This is a genomic window from Lentzea sp. NPDC054927 (assembly GCF_053610285.1).
Map to the genome: position 1 here is coordinate 64,243 of NZ_JBSGXZ010000019.1, position 13,013 is coordinate 77,255.

13 protein-coding genes and 1 pseudogene are annotated in these 13,013 nt (G+C 68.8%); 9 read left to right on the forward strand and 5 right to left on the reverse strand.

Annotated features, from left to right (window positions below; all coding sequences use genetic code 11):
* Positions 1-92: 92 nt before the first annotated feature.
* A complete protein-coding gene (locus ACWGE0_RS24465; RefSeq protein ID WP_452263221.1) occupies positions 93-356 on the forward strand; it encodes a hypothetical protein in 264 nt (87 codons plus the stop codon).
* 11 nt (positions 357-367) lie between these two features.
* Here ACWGE0_RS24465 and ACWGE0_RS24470 read toward each other — a convergent pair whose 3' ends face one another.
* Both ACWGE0_RS24470 and ACWGE0_RS24475 read right to left on the reverse strand, forming a co-directional pair.
* On the reverse strand, positions 368-1,276 hold the full coding sequence (locus ACWGE0_RS24470) for an alpha/beta hydrolase (protein ID WP_452263222.1): 909 nt from the start codon (positions 1,274-1,276) through the stop codon (positions 368-370).
* Positions 1,276-1,581, reverse strand: coding sequence for a putative quinol monooxygenase (locus ACWGE0_RS24475; protein WP_452263223.1), 306 nt, complete (start codon positions 1,579-1,581; stop codon positions 1,276-1,278). Before ACWGE0_RS24475 ends, ACWGE0_RS24470 begins: the two co-directional genes overlap by 1 nt.
* A 127-nt stretch (positions 1,582-1,708) precedes the next feature.
* Here ACWGE0_RS24475 and ACWGE0_RS24480 point away from each other — a divergent pair, with 127 nt between their 5' ends.
* From ACWGE0_RS24480 to ACWGE0_RS24495, 4 genes are all read left to right on the forward strand, one after another.
* On the forward strand, positions 1,709-2,308 hold the full coding sequence (locus tag ACWGE0_RS24480) for a class I SAM-dependent methyltransferase (RefSeq protein WP_452263224.1): 600 nt from the start codon (positions 1,709-1,711) through the stop codon (positions 2,306-2,308).
* A 98-nt stretch (positions 2,309-2,406) separates the two neighbouring features.
* Complete coding sequence (locus ACWGE0_RS24485) at positions 2,407-3,033, forward strand: DUF4255 domain-containing protein (RefSeq protein ID WP_452263225.1); 627 nt, start codon at positions 2,407-2,409, stop codon at positions 3,031-3,033.
* Complete coding sequence (locus ACWGE0_RS24490) at positions 3,030-5,012, forward strand: ATP-binding protein (protein ID WP_452263226.1); 1,983 nt, start codon at positions 3,030-3,032, stop codon at positions 5,010-5,012. Before ACWGE0_RS24485 ends, ACWGE0_RS24490 begins: the two co-directional genes overlap by 4 nt.
* Positions 4,993-5,670 carry an eCIS core domain-containing protein gene (locus ACWGE0_RS24495; RefSeq protein ID WP_452263227.1) on the forward strand — a complete coding sequence of 226 codons (678 nt, stop codon included), beginning with the start codon at positions 4,993-4,995 and terminating at the stop codon, positions 5,668-5,670. Before ACWGE0_RS24490 ends, ACWGE0_RS24495 begins: the two co-directional genes overlap by 20 nt.
* Here the strand turns inward: ACWGE0_RS24495 and ACWGE0_RS24500 are convergent, their stop codons facing one another.
* From ACWGE0_RS24500 to ACWGE0_RS24510, 3 genes are read right to left on the reverse strand one after another with little or no spacing between them, the layout of a single operon-like run.
* The gene (locus tag ACWGE0_RS24500) at positions 5,671-6,624 is read right to left on the reverse strand and encodes a TolB family protein (RefSeq protein ID WP_452263228.1); all 954 of its coding nucleotides are present in this window, start codon (positions 6,622-6,624) and stop codon (positions 5,671-5,673) included.
* Entirely contained in the window at positions 6,621-7,826 is a 1,206-nt protein-coding gene (locus tag ACWGE0_RS24505) for an MFS transporter (protein WP_452263229.1), read from the reverse strand. Before ACWGE0_RS24505 ends, ACWGE0_RS24500 begins: the two co-directional genes overlap by 4 nt.
* Before the next feature lie 19 nt (positions 7,827-7,845).
* On the reverse strand, positions 7,846-9,204 hold the full coding sequence (locus tag ACWGE0_RS24510) for a CBM96 family carbohydrate-binding protein (RefSeq protein WP_452263230.1): 1,359 nt from the start codon (positions 9,202-9,204) through the stop codon (positions 7,846-7,848).
* Positions 9,205-9,446: 242 nt separating this feature from the next.
* Here ACWGE0_RS24510 and ACWGE0_RS24515 point away from each other — a divergent pair, with 242 nt between their 5' ends.
* The 4 genes and pseudogenes from ACWGE0_RS24515 to ACWGE0_RS24530 all read left to right on the forward strand — a co-directional run.
* Positions 9,447-10,961 (forward strand): phage tail sheath family protein, encoded by a 1,515-nt coding sequence (locus ACWGE0_RS24515; RefSeq protein ID WP_452263231.1) that lies wholly within the window; start codon positions 9,447-9,449, stop codon positions 10,959-10,961.
* Positions 10,962-10,976: 15 nt separating this feature from the next.
* The gene (locus ACWGE0_RS24520) at positions 10,977-11,420 is read left to right on the forward strand and encodes a phage tail protein (protein ID WP_319969367.1); all 444 of its coding nucleotides are present in this window, start codon (positions 10,977-10,979) and stop codon (positions 11,418-11,420) included.
* Between the two features lie 23 nt (positions 11,421-11,443).
* Positions 11,444-11,812 carry a hypothetical protein gene (locus ACWGE0_RS24525; RefSeq protein ID WP_452263232.1) on the forward strand — a complete coding sequence of 123 codons (369 nt, stop codon included), beginning with the start codon at positions 11,444-11,446 and terminating at the stop codon, positions 11,810-11,812.
* Positions 11,809-11,961, forward strand: a pseudogene (locus tag ACWGE0_RS24530) (DUF6760 family protein); the annotation flags it as partial. The gene ACWGE0_RS24525 and the pseudogene ACWGE0_RS24530, both read left to right, overlap by 4 nt.
* Between the last annotated feature and the right edge of the window lie 1,052 nt (positions 11,962-13,013).

A 13,013-nucleotide genomic window follows, 5' to 3' on the forward strand; every position in this document is an offset into this window, starting at 1 on the left:
ATTCCTAGCTAGTCTCGCCTTGAGAAGTTTGCTAGGAGGTTGCAGCGGTGTTGACGTGCGTTGAAGTTCGCCGTGCTGCGGGTGGTCTCCGATTGTTCGTTCGTCCCCCAGCCGCGCTGCGCTGGAATGCGCGGCTGGGGTACGAACTGGTGTCGGAGTTGTTGACCGCGATTCGTCAGGCCGAGTCGTGCACGGTGCCGGGCGTGGCGTTGACGTACGTGCCCGACCAGCGCACCGGCGAGGCTGTGCTGGCGTGTGAGAACGGGTCCGTTCTGCTGGACGCGGACGACGTGTCGCTGTTGCACGACACCCTCCGTGCGCACATGCCGGACCGGATGCGACCCCTGCCCGTCTAGACACTGCCTGCTCAGGCACTGATCGTGCGCGCGAGCCAGTCGGTGCGCGTACGCCGTGCGGCAACGGAAAGCCGCGCGTCGGGAAAGATCGCGTCGAACCCGTGGAAGCCGCCTGCCCACGTGTGCAGCTCGGCCTGTCCGCCCGCCGCCCAGATCCGGGTGGCGTAGTCGACGTCCTCGTCGCGGAACACCTCCGCGGTCCCGGTGTCGACGTACGTGGCGGGCAACCCGGACAGGTCGTCGGCCAGTGCCGGTGACACGTGGACGGGCACGTCTTTCAGGTCACCGAGCACCGAACGCCAGCCGAACTCGTTCATCTCCCGCGTCCACACGCCGGGTTCGCCGGAGTACTGCCTGCTGGACGTGGTGTTGTTGCGGTGATCCAGCATCGGGCAGATCAGGACCTGCGCGGCGATCGAGGGTCCGTTCCGGTCGCGGGCCATCAGCGTGACTCCGGCGGCCAGACCTCCACCGGCGCTGATGCCGGCCACGACGAGCTTCTTCGGGTCGATGTTCAGGGCTTCCGCGTTTTCGACTGTCCACAACAGACCGTGGTAGCAGTCGTCGGCGAGCGTTGTCCCGGTCGCTTCCGGTGCCCGCCGGTGTTCGACGGTGACCACGACGACGCCGAGCTTCTCCAGCCATTCCAGTGGAATGTCGATCTGTGAGAAGCGGTCGCCCATCACCATGCCGCCACCGTGGATCCAGTAGACGCACGGCGCCGGCCGTTCGAGACCTGCGGGGCTGAAGACGGTGAGCTGGATGTCGCCAACGGTGACGTCACGCCGTTCGGCGCGGGTGTGGAACGGCGGTGACGGCAGTTGCCGTATCTGCACCAGCATCTCGTAGGTGAGTTCGGTCGAGAGCGGCATGTCCGCGAGGAGCGCCCGCAGCTCCGGGTCGAAGGCCGGGCGGCTCATCAGAACGCCGCCTTGCCGCCGACGGGAACCTCGTCCGCGTACGTCGACTCGCCGACGAGCAACGTCTGGAGGTTGGCGACCAACGCCTGCGCGGGTTCGCTTGCGAAGAACGTGCTGTGCGCCTCGGCCGTCGTCCAGCCCTCGGTCACGTAGATGATGTCGGGATTGCCGGCCGAGCGTCCGACCAGGAAGACCACGCAGGTGTCGTTCTTCAGGGAGGGCGCGTTGAGCAGAAGCTCGACGACCTCGTCGCCCTTGCCGGGCCGTGCGGTCATGGTGGCGTGGAAACCGTGCTCGACACTCATCTGTTCCTACCTCTCGTTGCTCTCGCCTCGCTGGCGATGAAGCAATCAGATCAGTCTGAACAGGGGTGATGGGAGAGCGATGCTGTCGATCTCTTGCCCGATCCTGCCGATGGGCATGATCTGCCGGGTGACTACCGAACAGACGAGCCAGGCGTACGGAAAGCGGGCTGACGAGTACATCGAGGTCGTCGGCACCATGGCGGACACCTCGCCGATCGACCGCGAGCGGGTCGGCGCCTGGGCTCGCGAGCACGCCGGCGGGCAGATCCTCGACGTCGGCTGTGGGCCGGGGCAGTGGACGAGCTGGTTGCACGAGCAGGGGATCGACGTGATCGGCGTCGACCCGACGCCGGAGTTCGTCGACAGGGCCCGGCGCGACTACCCGGACGCCCGGTTCGTCGCGGGCCGCGCCGAATCACTCGACTTCGCCGGGCTCGCCGGCATCCTCGCCTGGTTCTCGTTGATCCACACGCCCCCGCAGGAGGTGCCGGCTGTCCTGACCCAGTTCGCCCGCTGCCTCGAACCCGGTGGCGGACTGATGCTGGGGTTCTTCGAGGGTCCGGAGCTCGTGCCGTTCGACCACAAGATCATCACCGCGTACTACTGGCCGGTCGACGAGCTCGCCCGCGTGGTCGAGGAAGCCGGGTTCACCGTCACGGGACGGCATGCGCGCGACGAGCCCCCGCACCGGCGGCTGGGCACGATCTCGGCGGTCCGGCTGGGGTGACGGGGTGGGGTGACTGCCCGTTGGGGCAGCCAACCGTGTCCGCGGGGACGTCGGTGCGCTGATGGTTCCCGGTGCGGTGGCGCGCGATCGTGGACGGTGTGATCCACGAGGTTGACGAGGCCTTGCGCCGCCTGGTCCGGGACGAGGCGTTGCGCGGTTCCGACCTGGACGTCGCGTTCGACGCGCCGACCAAGGACTGGGCCGCGCGCCGCAACGCGCCCACGGTCAACATCTACCTCTACGACATCCGCGAGGACATCAGACGCCGCCAGCGCGGGCTGCTCAACGAGTACGACGCGCAGGGGCAGGTCGCGGCACGGCATCTGCCGCCGCGGCACATGAAGCTGTCGTACCTGGTCACGGCGTGGACGCAGCGGCCGGAGGACGAGCACCGGCTGCTTTCGGACCTGCTCATGGGATTCATCCGCTACGACGCCGTGCCGCCCGGTCTGTTGAGCGGGACGCTGGAAGAGCTAGCGTTGCCGGTGCCGATGACCGTCGCGTTGCCGCCGCCGGAGGATCGCGCGTTCGCGGACGTGTGGAGTGCGCTGGGCGGCGAGTTGAAGCCGTCGCTGGACGTCGTGGTGTCGGCCCCGATGTCGTCCGGGCGCAAGTTCGCCGCCGGACCGCCCGCGAAGGAAGGCGTGCAGCTGCAGACCGGGGGCGATCGCGTGCGGCACAACGTCGACCCGGACGGCGTCTCGATGCGCAGGGCGGCGCGATGATCTTCGAGCGGATGGCGGGGCTGGAGCGGCGGATCCGGATGGCGGTGGCGGCTCGCCGTGCCACGGATCCGAACCCCGACGACCCGTTTCGCGGGCTGTACCTGTCGGACGAGGTCATCGAGGCGTTGCTGGACAGCGGGCGCGAGCCGTTCGGGTCGTTCACCGAGACGAACGCCGACGGCCGGCTCGGGCAGCTCGCCCGCAAGGCACAACTGTCCGAAGTGGACGTCGAACTGCTCCTCGTGGCGCTGGCACCGGACGTCGACAGCAGGTTCGAGCAGTTCTACGGGTACCTGAACGACGACGTGACACGGCGCAGGGCCACGGTCGGGCTGGCGTTGCGGCTGTGCGGGCTCGCGGAGGCATCGGCGCGGGGCAGAGCGCGGCTCGACCAGGGCAGCCCGCTCGTCCGCTGCGGCCTCGTCACGGTGGATGACCACGAACGGCCGTTGCTCAGCCGGTCGCTGCGGGTGCCGGACCGGGTCGGGGCGCACCTGCTCGGGGATGATCGGCCGGATCCGTCGCTCGTCGACTTCGTGACGCTGCCGGGAGATCCGGTGCGGATGCCGGGTTCGGAACGGCTGGCGCGCGGTGTCGAACGCGGCGTGCGGCTGGTCTACCTGCGCGAGCATCCTGGTGGTGGCGCGGCGGAACTGGCGGTGGCGGCGCTGGCCCAGGCGGGTTTCCCGGCGCTGCTGGTGGACGCGGCGCGCATGACCGATCCGCTCGCGGTGACACGCGAGGCGTTGCTGCGGGGCGCGGGGATCGTCATCGGGCCGGTGGACGCGAACTTCGCGCTCGATCCGTTGCTGCACGAAGAGATCCCGGTGATCGTGTACGGGTCCGGGTCGTGGGAACCGCGCTGGACGCGGATGCCGCCGTTGCAGCACGACGCGGTGCAGGTGCCGTTCGACGTGCGGGTGGCGTTGTGGCGCAGCGAACTCGACGGCAAGCTGTCCGACGGGATCGACCCCGCCGAGGTGACCGCGCACTTCGTGCTGGGCCCCACGCAGATCAGCCGGGCGGCGAGCGCGGCCACGGTCTCGGCGCTCGCCGACGACGGCCTGATCGACGTCGCACATCTGCGGGCTGGTGCGCGCAGTCAGAACGCGGGCGGGCTGCAACGGCTGGCCCGGCGGATCGAACCGGCCGTGTCGTGGCCGGATCTCGTGCTGCCGTTGACCGTCACGGCGCTGCTGCACGAGCTGGCGGCCAGGGCGAAGCACCGCGACCGCGTGATCGACGAGTGGCGGATGCGACCCGGCGGTGGCCGTGGCCGTGGCGTCACAGCGTTGTTCGCGGGCGATTCCGGTACCGGCAAGACGATGTCGGCCGAGGTGATCGCGGCGTCGCTCGGCCTCGACCTCTACACGGTCAACCTGGCGACGGTCGTGGACAAGTACGTCGGGGAGACCGAGAAGAACCTGGAACGGATCTTCGTCGAAGCGGCCGGTGTGAACGGCGTGCTGCTGTTCGACGAGGCCGACGCGATCTTCGGCAAACGGTCGGAGGTCCGCGACGCGCACGACCGGTACGCGAACATCGAGAGCGCGTACCTGTTGCAGCGCATGGAGTCGTTCGACGGCATCGCGGTGCTGGCCACCAACCTGCGGGCGAACCTCGACGACGCGTTCACCCGTCGCATCGACGTGATCGTGGACTTCCCGTTGCCCGACGCGGATCTGCGCCGCGGGCTGTGGGACCGCTGCCTGGGCGGAGCGGTACCACGAGCGTCCGATGTGGACCTGGAGTTCCTGGCGGACTCGTTCGAACTGGCCGGCGGGCACATCCGGTCGGCGGCGGTGACCGCGGCCTATCTGGCGGCCGCGGCCGGGCACGTCGTCGGCATGGTCGAGCTGATCGGTGCCGTGGCGCGCGAGTACCGGAAGCTCGGCAGGCTGGTGGGCGAGCGCGAGTTCGGCCGCTACTTCGACCTCGCTGTGGAGAGAGATGGTTGTGATGCACGGGCACGAACATGAGTACGAGACGTCGGTGCGTCCCAAGGGCGACCGGGCGCCGCACGAGGAGACCGACCTGATGGGCCGCGCGGCCGCCGCCGGACGACCTGACGTGCTCGGCCCGTCCGGCATGCTGGGTCTGCAACGGGCCGTGGGCAACGCGAGCGTCGGCGACGTCGTCTCGTCCGGTGGCTCGCCGCTCGACGCCGGTGTGCGCGAGGACATGGAGGGCCGGTTCGGGCAGGACTTCTCGGACGTGCGGGTGCACACCGGGTCGGAGGCGCACGACTCGGCGAAGTCGGTGAACGCGCAGGCCTACACCGTCGGATCGAACATCGTGTTCCAGCGCGACAAGTACAACCCCGCCTCGGACTCCGGCAAGCACATGCTGGCGCACGAACTGACGCACGTGGTGCAGCAGCGGTCCGGCCCGGTCGACGGCACCGACAACGGATCCGGCGTGAAGGTCAGCGACCCGTCCGACCGGTTCGAACGGGACGCCGTGGCCAACGCCGATCGCGTGATGTCGGCGCCTGCCGCTCCTGTGCAGCGCTGCGAAGACCACGGCAGCCACGGTGAGGCTTCCGTGCAGCGCGAGGAAGCGCCTGCGGAGGAAGAAGAGACGGCGCAGACCTACGTTCAGCGAGCGGAGGAGGAGGAAGAAGCCGCGGCCGAGTAGTCAGCTGATCGGTGCCGGAGAACTCGCCTCGGGGACCAGCACCGCGGGCGTGCCGGTGCCGTCGGCGGGCACGGACCACACGTCGTTGAGGCCGTCGTCGCGCTGGATCCCGTACGCCACGGTTCTGTCGTCGAGCCACGCCGGCTGGTCGTCGACGCTGCGGGTCTCGGCGAGCGGGGTGATCTTCTTCGTCGCCAGGTCGAGCACGGAGACCCGCCAGCCCTGCTGCGGATCGCCGTTGACCGCGGCCTTGTAGGCGATGCGGGTGCCGTCAGGGGACAGCGACGGGCATTCGACGTTGTCCAGATCTGTGGGGCGGACCTTGCGCGCCGCGAAGTCGCCTTCGAGCAGGTAGCGGTGGCCGCCGGTGGACATGGTGGCGTAGAAGCGGTTGTCGTCGGCGGTGAACGTGACGCCCCAGAAGTTCGTGTCCACCGGCAGCTGGGGCAGCCCCTCGACGGCGAACTCCTCGAGCGACTGCACCAGCGTGCCAGTCTTCGTGTCGAGGATGCCGGTGCTCGTGGAGAACCCGTTGGCGGCGTAGGAATGCCCGTCGACGAACAGCGTCCAGGCCACCATCCGGCCGCTGGCGGACACCCGCGTGCGGTTCGGGAAACCGGTCAGCGGAACGGTCTTCAGTTCCTTGAGGTTGGTGTCGAGCACGGCCAGTTCGCCTGCTTTCAACGCGCCGACCGGACGAAGGCAGGAGATCGTGCCGGCGGCGGCGTACACGCGGTCGCAGCGCTGTTCGGTGACCTCTCGCGAACCAGCGGGGTCGGTGCGGGAGACCGTGGACAGCTTGCCGTTGCTGAGCATCATCAGCCGAGGGCCGGTGCCCGTCGTGACGGCATGCGCGGCATCGTCGGGAGAAGCACCGGACAGCACGGTGTAGCCGACCGCGACGCCGCCGAGCAGCACGGCGGCGATCAGGGTGATCATCAGGCGGTTCTTCATGAGCGGCGACGTCCCAGGAGTGCGGCGGTGGTGATCAGGGCGAGGACGACCGCGACCGCGGCGATCCTGGTGGCGGCCTCTGGGCTCCAGAACTGCCAGGCGAGGCCGAACAGCACGGACGAGCCCAGGTAGGCGAGCGCCTGTCCACTTTGGATCAGCGCGATGCCGGTGGTGCGCAGGCGTTCCGGCAGGACCGGCCCGGCGAGTGCCATCAGCACTCCGTCCGTGGCCGCGTAGAAGACGCCGTACAGCACCACCACCAGGACCAGCAGCGGCCAGCCGCCCAGTGGTCCGAAGAGCAGCAGGTAGACGAGGGTCAGCGCGCCGTAGCCGCACAGCATGATCTTCAGCCTGCCCACCCGGTCGGCCAGCGCGCCCAGCGGTGCGGCGAGCAGCAGGTAGACCAGGCTCGTGCCGACCGCGAGCAACGGGAACCAGCCGAACGCCAGCCCTTCCCGCTTCTGCAGCAACAGGTACACGAACCCGTCGCCGATGGTGACCAGGCCGAGCAGGGACGCGGCCGCCACGATCTTGCGGACGGCCGGGTCCTTGAGCAGGACGAGCTTCAGGGGTTCCTTGCGCTCTACCGGTTCTGGCCGGTCCTTGACGTAGAGGACCAGGACCAGCACGCCGAACGCGGCGATGCAGAAGCTGGTGACGAACACGGCGTCGAACGACTGGGCGGACGCGGCGAGCACGGCCATGGCGACCAGCGGCCCCGCGAACGCGCCGATGCCGTCCATCGCCCGGTGCACGCCGAACGCGCGTCCGAGGTCACCGCTCGGGGTGGAGAGGGTGATCAACGCGTCCCGTGGCGCGGTGCGAAGGCCTTTGCCCGCACGGTCCGCGGTGATCACGAATCCGAGCGCGGTCAGGGAGTTGCCCGCGGCCAGCAGCCCGAGCTTGGCCACGGCCGAGAGCCCGTAACCGAAGCCCGCGACCGCCTTGCGCCTGTTGGTCCGGTCGGCGAGGTAACCGCCGGCGAGTCTGAGCAACGTGGTGGCGCCGGTGTAGACGCCGTCGATCAGCCCGTACGCGGCCGGACTGAGCTGGAGGCCGATGACCAGGTACAGCGGCAGGATCGCGGTCACCATCTCCGACGAGACGTCGGTGATCAGACTGACCGTGCCGAGCGCGAAGACGTTGCCGCTCAGCCCTTTCCAGTTCGCCGTCTTGGGTTTGTCGATCGTGGACAGGTACACATCGGCCTCCAGCAGTCCGTCAGTGGCAGTTGGTGGTGCCGCTGTCGGTGTAGGTCTTGCCCGCCTCGGGGACGAACTGCCAGTCGAAGCTGTTGCTGTGCAAGGTCAGCTTCAGCACGCCACGGGTACCGGTGTTGCGCGCCTCGCTGTTCGGCTTGATCGTGCCGAAGCCGTAAGCGCCCGCACCGCCCATGCCCGCGACGAACGAGCGGATGCCGCGTGCGTTGTCCAGCCCGCCGTTCGGGTTCTGCGGGGCGAACCGCTCGTACTGGTGGTTGTGCCCGGTGAGCACCACGTCCGCGTTGGCGTCGTACAGCGCCTGGAACAACGGCCTGGTGGCCGTCGAGGGTGCGTGGTTGGCACCGCTGGTGAACAGCGGGTGGTGCCAGTACGCCGCGGTGCACGGCTTCGTGCTCGCCGCGAGGTCCTGTCGCAGCCACTGCTCCTGCGCGCTGCCCGCGGACATGCTGATGTTGGAGTTCAGCGACACGATGTGCCAGTTGCCGATGTCGTAGGAGTAGTAACCCCGCCCCGACGGTCCGGCCAGCGACCCGAAGTAGTTGTAGTACCCCGTGGCGCCACTGGTGTTGTAGTCGTGGTTGCCGGGGGAGGGCTTGGTGCGCGCCTTGTGCCGGCCCCACGTGGGTTGGTAGTAGGAGTTGAACTCCGACGCGGTGCCGTTCGGGTAGACGTTGTCGCCCGTGGTCCAGACCGTGCCCTCGATGTTGTCCAGGAGCGCGGCGGTCGCGGTGTCACCGGAACCCGAGTCGGCGATGTCGCCTGCGCCGACGAACACCGGGTCGCCCGGCGGCTGCGTCGTTCCGTCGGTGACCACGAGCTGCGGCGCGGTCGTGCCGGACTCGCGGGAGTCGTAGTCGGCACCGTCCGTGCTGCTGGAGGTGATCGCGATGCTGTACGTGCCGTTGCCGGTGACGTAGCTGGTGACGTCGACCTCGTACCAGGCGTTGCGCACGACCGACCCGAGTGAGCCGAGCGTGGCGCCGTCGACGGCGGGCTGGTTGTTCCAGGTGACACCGGTCTCGGTCCAGCTGACGTTCGACGTGGACCGGAACGTGCCGCCGTTCGGGCTTTCCGCACCGGAGACGTCGTCGGTGTGGATGCGCAGCTTGGCGTTGCTGACCGAGCCGCTGATCCCGGACACGGTGAACTTGAGGAACGTCCGCTTGACCGGCGAGTTGTCGGTGCCGAGCTGGCCGGACGTGCCGTAGTTCGTGCCGGTGGCGGAGTTGTCGACGAAGGTGTCGGCAGCGGGGAGGAACGTGGTCGTGGCCGCGTGAGCGGCGGTGGAGGCGGTGAGTGTGGCCGCCGTGACGATGACGGTGGAGAGCACGGCTAGGGGAGCCCTGCGACGTGACATGCCTGTCCTCGGTGTGGTGGGCGGACATGGGCCGCCTGGAGACGCTAGAGCGTTCCTGGACGTCGTCCCATCATCGTCCGAAGGCGGATTGGTGAACTGCAGACGAACGGCGTTGACGGTTCACCGTTGCCCTTTCGGGCAGCCACCGGCTCCCTCCGGCACCGTCGCGTGGTCGTGTCGAGTTTTCCCAGGTCGCAGCAGCATGTGTCGAACAGGGTTCCGTACGACTTGGGAGGCCGTCGATGCCCACCTATCTCTCGCCGGGCGTGTACGTCGAGGAGGTGGAGGCTGGTGCTCGCCCGATCGAGGGCGTGGGCACCGCCGTCGCCGCGTTCGTCGGGTTCGCGGCCAAGGGCGACTACAACATCGCCACGCTGGTGTCGAACTGGGCGCAGTACACCGAGAAGTTCGGTGACTTCGCCGAGGGCTGCTACCTGCCGCTGGCCGTCTACGGTTACTTCCTCAACGGTGGCACCAACTGTTACGTCGTGCGCGTTGGCGGGTCGCGGTCCACCGCCGCCCTGCCCGCGGGTCCGCAGGCCCAGCTGGGCGCGTACCGGGTCTCGGCTCGTGAGCTCACCGCCGGCTCGCTGTCGGTCGAGGTCGGCGACGCGGCGGGGGAGAACGCGCCGGACGACCGCTTCTCGTTGCTGGTCAAGGACAACGGCAAGGTCGTCGAGACGCACCAGGTCTCCGCCAAGCGCGGCAAGGAGAACGTGGTCACCGTCGTCAACACGGCGTCGAAGCTGATCACGGTCGAAGAGGTCGCCGGGACTGCCGCTACGCGTCCGGACAAGGCTTCGGTGGCGTTGCGCGAGGCTCCCGCGCCCCCACCCGTGCCGCGCAAGGTCGTCGCGGACGACTACGTGGGCGACGTCTCCGACCGCACCGGTTTCGGTGGCCTGGAGGCGATCGACGAGGTCACCATGGTCTCGGTGCCCGACCTGATGAGCTCCTACCAGCGTGGCTTGATCACGTTGGAAGCCGTGAAGACCGTGCAGACCGCGATGATCGCGCACTGCGAGCTCATGGGCGACCGCATGGCGATCCTCGACCCGCCGCCGGAGCTCTCGCCGGACCAGGTGAAGAACTGGAAGCAGGTCGAGGCGGGCTACGACTCGAAGTACGCGACCCTGTACTACCCGTGGATCAAGGTCTACGACCCGTCCACTTCGGACAACATCTTCGTGCCGCCGTCGGGCCACATGGCCGGCGTGTGGGCCCGCACCGACGCGACCCGCGGCGTGCACAAGGCCCCCGCGAACGAGACCGTGCGCGGCGCCGTGGCGTTGCAGACCCAGCTCACCAAGGCCGAGCAGGAGCTGCTGAACCCGATCGGCGTGAACTGCATCCGTTCGTTCACCGGCCGCGGCATCCGCGTGTGGGGTGCGCGGACTCTCTCCTCCGACCCGGCGTGGCGGTACCTGAACGTGCGGCGGCTCTTCAACTACCTGGAAGAGTCCATTCTGGACGGAACCCAGTGGGTCGTCTTCGAGCCGAACGACGACGCGTTGTGGGCGCGCATCCGTCGCACCATCGCCGCATTCCTGGTCATGGAGTGGCGAAAGGGGGCGCTGTTCGGCTTGACGCCGGACGAGGCGTTCTACGTCAAGTGCGACCGCGAGACCAACCCGGCCGAGGGCATCGATCTCGGCCAGGTCGTCTGCGAAGTCGGCATCGCGCCGGTGAAGCCCGCGGAGTTCGTCATCTTCCGTCTCGCGCAGCTGCAGGGCGGCACCAGTCTGGTCAACGAGTAAAGGTGGTTCATCGGCATGGCACTCCCCGATCTCGACACGTCGGTAGGCCACTCGTTCGGCCTTGAGGTCGACGGCATCACGATCAAGCAGATCTCCGAGGTGACCGGCCTGAAGATGGAACAGGACGTCATCGAGCTCAAGCAGAACATGGCCGACGGCAAGTACGTCGTGAAGAAGCTCCCGGGCCGCATGAAGGCCGGCGAGGTCGTCTTCACCCGAGGCCTGACCGCCGACAACTCCTTCGAGAAGTGGGTGAAGGACTCCCGTTTCGGCAAGATGGGCGCCGCCCGCAAGAACGGCGTGGTCGTCGTCTACGACTACGAGGGCGTGGCCATCAAGCGCTACAAGATCATGCGCGCGTGGCCGAAGGCGTTGGAGATCGGCACGCTGAAGGCCGGCGACACCTCCGTGCTGACCGAGAAGCTCACGGTCACCTACGAGGAGATGGACGTCGAGTGAGGCGCGCCGGTGCTACTGCCGTGATGCAGACGGAGTTCGCGTTCGAACTCCCGCGCGGCTACGTGGACGACTCCGGCGCGGTGCACAAGTCCGGAGTCATGCGCCTGGCCACCGCCCGCGACGAGCTGATCCCGTTGCGGGACGACCGGGTCCGCGAGAACGCCGCGTTCCTGACCGTCGTGCTGCTCGGCCGCGTGGTGGTCCGCATCGGCTCGGTGGCCGACGTGCACGCCGGGATCATCGAGAACCTGTTCGCGTCCGATCTGGCTTTCCTGCAGGACATGTACCGCCGGATCAACAGCGAGGGACACACCAGGTCCGCCGTGCTGTGCCCCTCCTGCGGGCACGGCTTCGAGGTCGACATCTCGGGCGGGCGCCTGGGGGAATCGTGACGTACGCGCCGGACCGGCTCTACTCGGAGGTCGCGTACGTCGCCTACCACTTCCACTGGTCGCTGGACTCCATTTTGGACCTGGAGCACGCCGAGCGGCTGCGGTACGTGGAGGAGATCGGCCGCATCAACACGCGGATTTCCGCTGGTTCAAGTTCAGGTTCGGGCCTGGGTTCCGGGTTCGGTTCGAGGAGGTGACTTGCTGTGTGGCCCTTTCGACGGCGTTCTGCTCCGCTGCCCGTGGTCCGGGCCGACTGGCGCACGTTGCCGCCTCTGCAGCGCGTCGTCTCCGCACACCCGCTGATCAACCCGGTCTCCGACTTCTCGTCGCGGCTGACCTCATGGCAGAACCCTTCGTTCCTGGCGCCGCTCGCCCACGCGGTGGGGCCGGCTGAGCCTTCCGGGTCGATCGCGGACGTGGCGGCGCCTGCGGTGGAGCCGTCTGGTGGCTGGACGTCGGTGCGGGGCCGCGAGCCTGTCAGCGATGGGCCGGTCATCGCCCGCATTGCCGAGTCGCCGCCGGTGGTTTCGGCAGCTCCACCGGCTCCAGCGACTTCGGAGGCTCCAGCGGCTTCGGTGGTTTCGGAGGCTTCGGTGGTTTCCCGCAGCGTCGCGGAACCGGAGCCTGACGTGGGCCCGTTGGAGGCTCCGGTAGCTCCTCCGGCCAGCTCTCCGGACGTCGTACCTGCGAGTGGTTCTGCTGCTGTGCAGCGCTCCGCGTCGGAAGACCTGCCGCTGCCGGCCCCGGCATCACGGCCTCGAAAGCTGGGCCTCGGCGAGCCGATCTCCCCGGTGTTGCAGCGTTCCACCGACGTCCGCCAGGACGACGTCGCGGACTCCGGTACCGCGGCGTCGTCCAACCAGGCAGGGACGAACTTCAGTGCGGCTCCGCCGACCAAGGCGGACACCAGCGGACCGGTCGCGCAGCGCCTGGTCGGTGGTGAGCCCGGCCTGCCGGTCGTCAGCCGAACCGACCCAGCCGCCGCTCCCTCCGCTGCGCGGGAGTCTGCGGCCCCAAATCCGCCGCCCGCAGCCGGAGCGGACGTCGCGGAGCCGGTCGCGCAGCGTCTTGTCGGTGGCGAGCCGAGCCTGCCGGTTGTCGCCCGAACCGACTCAGCCGCCGCTCCCTCCACCGTGCGGGAGTCTGCGGACCCCAGTCCGCCTGCCGTGGCCGAGTCAGACTTCGCCGAGCCGGTCGCGCA

Excerpts from the sequence above, each read along its gene's own strand:
- ACWGE0_RS24470 (WP_452263222.1), bottom strand. The coding sequence starts at position 1,276 with ATGAGCCGCCCGGCCTTCGACCCGGAGCTGCGGGCGCTCCTCGCGGAC.
- ACWGE0_RS24475 (WP_452263223.1), bottom strand. The coding sequence starts at position 1,581 with ATGAGTGTCGAGCACGGTTTCCACGCCACCATGACCGCACGGCCCGGC.
- ACWGE0_RS24490 (WP_452263226.1), top strand. The coding sequence starts at position 3,030 with ATGATCTTCGAGCGGATGGCGGGGCTGGAGCGGCGGATCCGGATGGCG.
- ACWGE0_RS24495 (WP_452263227.1), top strand. The coding sequence starts at position 4,993 with ATGCACGGGCACGAACATGAGTACGAGACGTCGGTGCGTCCCAAGGGC.
- ACWGE0_RS24500 (WP_452263228.1), bottom strand. The coding sequence starts at position 6,624 with ATGAAGAACCGCCTGATGATCACCCTGATCGCCGCCGTGCTGCTCGGC.
- ACWGE0_RS24510 (WP_452263230.1), bottom strand. The coding sequence starts at position 9,204 with ATGTCACGTCGCAGGGCTCCCCTAGCCGTGCTCTCCACCGTCATCGTC.
- ACWGE0_RS24515 (WP_452263231.1), top strand. The coding sequence starts at position 9,447 with ATGCCCACCTATCTCTCGCCGGGCGTGTACGTCGAGGAGGTGGAGGCT.
- ACWGE0_RS24520 (WP_319969367.1), top strand. The coding sequence starts at position 10,977 with ATGGCACTCCCCGATCTCGACACGTCGGTAGGCCACTCGTTCGGCCTT.
- ACWGE0_RS24525 (WP_452263232.1), top strand. The coding sequence starts at position 11,444 with ATGCAGACGGAGTTCGCGTTCGAACTCCCGCGCGGCTACGTGGACGAC.